Annotated in this window: 2 protein-coding genes; both read right to left on the bottom strand. The window is 62.5% G+C overall.

Annotation, left to right across the window (positions count from 1 at the left end):
* A partial coding sequence (locus tag A9D60_RS03575) for an ImpA family type VI secretion system protein (protein WP_175392882.1) occupies positions 1 to 775 on the bottom strand: 775 nt, incomplete at its 3' end.
* A gap of 93 nt (positions 776 to 868) precedes the next feature.
* Positions 869 to 1,511, bottom strand: a 643-nt coding sequence (tagH, locus tag A9D60_RS03570; protein ID WP_141117804.1) for a type VI secretion system-associated FHA domain protein TagH, incomplete at its 5' end; no start/stop codon positions are given.

Below are 1,511 nucleotides of genomic sequence, written 5' to 3'. Positions count from 1 at the left end.
CCTCTGCGGCCTTCAGCTCCGGACGGGCTTCAGCGAGTGTTTGCAGGATCTCGGATACAACCGGGCGCAGCTGGTCGAAGCTGGGAGTGAATGGCCTTTCCACATTGTTTTTGCAGGAGATTTCAATCCGACTCAACGCGTTGGAGATGCGGGTGAAATCCTGATGGCAGGCACTGACCTTGCTGGCATTGGCAGGCGAGGCAAGGGTGTCCTGTAGCGGTTTAAGCTCCAGGTCGGTTTCATGCTGCAGCGGTGCGGCGGTGCCGCTTGCGGCGCGGATCTTGCGCAGGGTAACTTCGGTGGTGCCTGCCAGCCCCATGAACATCAGCGGTTGCACCATTGTCACGGGCTGGTTCAGGTCATTGATCGCATCCCGGCGTTCTGAGCCGCCGTCATCCAGCGTCGGATGCGCCTCCGCCGGGTAGTGCTCCAGCAGGCCGGCGATGGTCTCGATGGTGCTGGCCAGATCGCTGCGGCGCCCGGCCAGCGCATCCCATTGCGCTTGCAGCACCAGCAGACGCAGATCCCTGCTGCGTGTCAAAAGTTCATCCAGCGCCTGTTTCTCCGCGCGGTGATCGACATCCTTGGGGTCGAAAATCCGGTCCGGAGAGCGGCTGCCGTCAGGGCGCTCGACACCGGGCTGCATGTAGAACCCGGGAAGACGCCCGACCGCGCCGAAATAGTACTCCTCGTACTCCGGGTCAAAGCTGGCGTTCAGGTCCGGACCGCAGGGGGCGCTATCGGACAGGGGCGCGGTAATTGCGCTGCTGTGCATCAATCACTCCTGTCCAAAATCAACCAGAGGTTTTTTGCTTTTCAAATCTGCGCCGAACTTAATCAACTTTAACATGTCGTCAAGGGTGACAGTTCAGTCGAAATTCCCATTCTGCTGCGCAGCATCATGATAGGCCTGCGCAAAAGCTTTCAGGAAGACGTCCAGCATCCCGTGTTCAGCTTCTGCAGCCTTCTCGTCCCAGCGGGCCACAAAGCTCTCCCACAGTTTCCCGCGGCGGCTGCCGCCCAGCAGAGCGGAGCCGCCGGCGGCAGCTTCGATCTCTTCCGGCGACAGGCCCTGCAAAACGGCTGCAAGTGCCGGCTGCAGGGCTGCAAAGACCGCCTGCTGGTGGCTGCGGAGATCCGCAAGGGCAGCGGTAAAGCTTTCCGGTCCTTCCATGAAGCCCTCGCGCGGATTCAGGAACATTGCATCCAGCGCTTCGTTTGTATCCGGCAGGAACTTTAGGGGATTGTTGCCCTGAGCATTGCGCATGGTGCGCTCGCCGCCCTTGGTGAATTGTTTGACGCTGGCCCGGTCCTGCAGCATCCGCATGATTTCTCCGGCGGAACCGCGCAGCGCCTTGCCCATTGAGCGGGCCAGTTGTTCCGGGTCGGCGCTTTGCGCCAGGCCGGRGTCCAGTCCGGCCCCCTCGCAGAAGGCGTGCAGAATGTCTGGGCCGGGCGCAGCCGCGGGAACGGGCGCGGCGGCCTGTGCGCCTGTGGGAACGGGCCGGGGC

The sequence above is a fragment of the Leisingera sp. JC1 genome, assembly GCF_001679925.1.
Classification (GTDB): Bacteria; Pseudomonadota; Alphaproteobacteria; order Rhodobacterales; family Rhodobacteraceae; genus Leisingera.
This window is presented reverse-complemented; position numbering and strand designations above follow the sequence as displayed.